Here is a 3,332-nt window from a genome sequence, read left to right on the forward strand (position 1 = left end):
CAGCTGCCGCGCCCGGAAATCGCTAAGGGCGCTGCCGCCCTCGAAGAAGCTCACCACGGGGGCGGCATGGACAGCACGATGGGAAGGCGGGTTCACGGGCAGCGTCACGTTCGGGTCGGCCGCAAGGGCCGCGTTGGGATTCATGAGAATGAGGCAGAGGCCGCTGACTGGGGCCATCCGCGCTAACCCTGAATTTTAACGGCTCGGATGGGATAATTCCGCCATGAGCATTACCTACAAAGACGCCGAGGGCGTGGCCGGCATGCGCGTGGCGTGCCGACTCGCCTCCGAGGTGCTGGACTTCCTGACGCCCCACATCCTGCCCGGCGTCACCACCAACCAGATCGACAAGCTCGCCCACGACTACATCACGCAGGTGCAGGGCGCCATTCCGGCGCCGCTCAACTACATGGGCGCCAGCAGCACGCCCTACCCCAAGTCGATCTGCACCTCGGTCAACCACGTGGTCTGCCACGGCATCCCGAACGACAAGCCGCTCAAGAAGGGCGACATCGTCAACTGCGACATCACGGTCATCAAGGAAGGCTGGCACGGCGACACCAGCCGGATGTTCGTGGTCAGCGACGCCTCGATCGCGGCCAAGCGGCTGTGCGCCTTCACCTACGACGCGATGTGGCACGGCATCTTGAAGGTCAAGCCGGGCGCCCACCTGGGCGACATCGGTTTCGCGATCCAGCGCTTCGCCGAGAGCAACGGCTTCTCGGTGGTGCGCGAGTTCTGCGGCCACGGCATCGGCCGCGGCTTCCACGAGGAACCCCAGGTGCTGCACTACGGCCGGCCCGGCACGCTTGAGGAGCTCAAGCCCGGCATGACCTTCACGATCGAGCCGATGATCAACGCCGGCAAGCGCGAGATCAAGGAAGACGCCAAGGGCGGCCAGTACGACGGCTGGACCATCATCACCCGCGACCACTCGCTGTCGGCCCAGTGGGAACACACGGTGCTGGTCACCGAGACCGGCTACGAGGTGCTCACGCTCTCTGCAGGCAGCCCGCCGCCGCCGGCCTTCGTCACCGCCGCGGCTTGAAGCGGCCGCTTCTCCAGGCGCCGATCGTGGACATCACATCGCTGCGCGACGCCTATCGCACGCACAAGCTGGCGCTGTTCGACCAGTTGCGCAGCGCGCGTGCCCCCACGCGCAGCGTGCACACCGTGCTGCGGCAACTGGCGGCGCTGGCCGACGAGACCTTAGGTGCGCTCTGGCAGGACGCCGGCTTCGGCCAGCAGCTGGCGCTGGTTGCGGTCGGTGGCTTCGGACGCGGTGAACTGTTCCCCTACTCCGATGTCGATGTCCTGCTGCTGCTACCCGAGGGTGACGGCACGGACATCGAGCCCGCCCGTCTCGAGGCTTTCATCGGCCGGTGCTGGGACGCCGGGCTGGAAATCGGCTCCAGCGTGCGCACGGTCGCCGAATGCCTCGGCGAGGCCGCCAAGGACGTCACGGTCCAGACCTCGCTGCTCGAGTCGCGCCTGGTGATCGGCGACAAGAAGCTCTACACGAGTTTCCGCAAGAACTTCTTCGCCGCCATCGACCCGCAGGCCTTCTTCACCGCCAAGTCGCAGGAGATGCGGCACCGCCACCAGAAGTTCGACAATACGCCCTACGCGCTCGAGCCGAACTGCAAGGAATCCCCGGGCGGCCTGCGCGACCTCCAGACCATTCTCTGGATGACCAAGGCCGCGGGCTTCGGCAACCGCTGGGACGACCTCGCCAGGAACGGGCTCGCGACCGCCTTCGAGATCCAGCAGATCAAGCGCAACGAGGCGCTGCTGAGCCTGATCCGCGCCCGCCTGCACGTCACCGCCAACCGGCGCGAGGACCGGCTGGTGTTCGACCTCCAGACCGCGGTGGCCGCCACTTTCGGCTATGTCGGCGAGTCGCAGCGCAAGGCCAGCGAGGCGCTGATGCGGCGCTACTACTGGGCCGCCAAGGCGGTCACCCAGCTGAACCAGATCCTGCTGCTCAACATCGCCGAGAAGCTGCAGCCGCAGGCCGAGCAGCCGACGCTGATCAACGAACGCTTCTTCGAGAAAGGCGGGCTGATCGAGGTCGCGAGCGACGATCTCTACCTGAAGGACCCGCACGCGATCCTCGAGACCTTCCTGCTCTACCAGAAGACCATCGGCGTCAACGGCCTGTCGGCGCGCACGTTGCGCGCGCTCTACAACGCGCGCCATGTCATGGACAGCAAGTTCCGCAACGACCGCGCGAACCACATGACCTTCATGCGCATGCTGCTGGAGCCGCGCGGCATCACGCATGCGMTGCGGCTGATGAACCAGACCTCGGTGCTGGGGCGCTACCTGCGCGTCTTCCGCAGCATCGTCGGCCAGATGCAGCACGACCTGTTCCATGTTTACACGGTCGACCAGCACATTCTGATGGTGCTGCGCAACGTGCGCCGCTTCTTCATCGCCGAGCACGCGCATGAATACCCGTTCTGCTCGCAGCTCGCGGCGGGCTGGGACAAGCCCTGGATCCTCTACATCGCGGCGCTGTTCCACGACATCGCCAAGGGCCGCGGCGGCGACCATTCGACCCTCGGCGCGCGCGACGTGCGTCGCTTCTGCCGCCAGCACGAGATCGCGCGCGAAGACGCCAAGCTGATCGAGTTCCTGGTCGCCGAGCACCTGGTGATGAGCCAGGTGGCGCAGAAGCAGGACCTCAGCGACCCCGAGGTGATCAGCGCCTTCGCCCGGCGCGTCGGCAACGAGCGCTATCTCACGGCCCTGTACCTACTGACCATCGCCGACATCCGCGGCACCTCGCCACGGGTCTGGAACGCCTGGAAAGGCAAGCTGCTCGAGGACCTGTACCGGCTGAGTTCGCGCGTGCTCGGCGGCCGCATGCCCGACCCGGGCGCCGAGATCGAGGCCCGCAAGCGCGAGGCGCTGGTCCTGCTGGCGCTGCATGCCGAGCCCTTCGAGGCCCACAAGTCGCTGTGGCAGACGCTCGACGTCGGCTACTTCATGCGCCACGACGCTTCGGAGATCGCCTGGCACGCCAAGCAGCTGTCACGCCACGTGCCGCATGCGGGCGTGCCGATCGATCCACACACGCAGCCGATCGTGCGGGCCCGCCTGTCGCCGGTCGGCGAAGGGCTGCAGGTGGTGGTCTACACGCCCGACCAGCCCGACCTGTTCGTGCGCATCTGCGGCTATTTCGACCACTCGTCCTTCAGCATCCTAGATGCCAAGGTGCATACCGCGAGCAACGGCTTCGCGCTCGACACCTTCCAGATCGTGACCACCTTCATCCCCGAGCACTACCGCGACCTGATCAGCATGGTCGAGACCGGCCTGGCCAAGAC

The 3,332-nt window shown here is 66.5% G+C and carries 2 protein-coding genes; both read left to right on the forward strand.

The annotated features are described in order from the left end of the window. Window positions 1–223 precede the first annotated feature (223 nt). Window positions 224–1,048: a type I methionyl aminopeptidase gene (gene map / locus AC1DY5_RS48240; RefSeq protein ID WP_478121433.1), complete on the forward strand. Its 825-nt coding sequence runs from the start codon at window positions 224–226 to the stop codon at window positions 1,046–1,048. A gap of 23 nt (window positions 1,049–1,071) precedes the next feature. Beyond that, the coding region (locus AC1DY5_RS48245) for a [protein-PII] uridylyltransferase (protein ID WP_478121434.1) at window positions 1,072–3,332 on the forward strand (2,261 nt) is incomplete at its 3' end.

It is taken from the genome of Variovorax sp. P4_D9 (assembly GCF_056401695.1).

Bases quoted from the DNA above. Each gene is read 5' to 3' on its own strand.
- map (WP_478121433.1), top strand. From the start codon at position 224: ATGAGCATTACCTACAAAGACGCCGAGGGCGTGGCCGGCATGCGCGTG.